We start from the raw sequence: 472 nt of genomic DNA on the forward strand, positions 1-472 counted from the left end.
CCATAAAATTAAGTACGGGATGATGTACAATTTGTCTCGCCAAGAAAATTGTACTTTTTTATCCGTTACTTTAAATTTTTTGGCGTGAATACCAATTGATTCCAGTAACACGGGTAAAAATAAGTATGGGGCAAAAAAGGTTTCTTGTATTTCTCCCCACCGTTCGTTACGAATATTACTGGAGGCATCTCCCAGTACAAAGTGCAGCAAGAAATATCCCGGTGCCCAGACAATCATTAGCACCCAGAAATTAGCATTAACGACCTGCACTTTAAAAAGAGCGTACAAAATCGGAGCCGCAATATAAATTAATCGGCGCAAAAAGGACCACCAGTAAAGCCACGTATTAATCAAAATAATTCGATTAATTAAGTTGATTTTGGGATTCAAAAAGATGTGGAGGTTACGACAACTTTGAATTACTCCCCGAGCCCAGCGCGTCCGTTGCTTGATAACACTCTTCATATCTACC

The 472-nt window shown here is 39.2% G+C and carries 1 pseudogene; it reads right to left on the minus strand.

Features of this window, described 5'->3' with window-relative positions:
- Nucleotides 1-472: pseudogene (locus CP370_RS09275) on the minus strand (glycosyl transferase); the annotation flags it as partial.

It is taken from the genome of Lactobacillus sp. UMNPBX19 (assembly GCF_002553805.1).
Taxonomy (GTDB): Bacteria; Bacillota; Bacilli; order Lactobacillales; family Lactobacillaceae; genus Lactobacillus.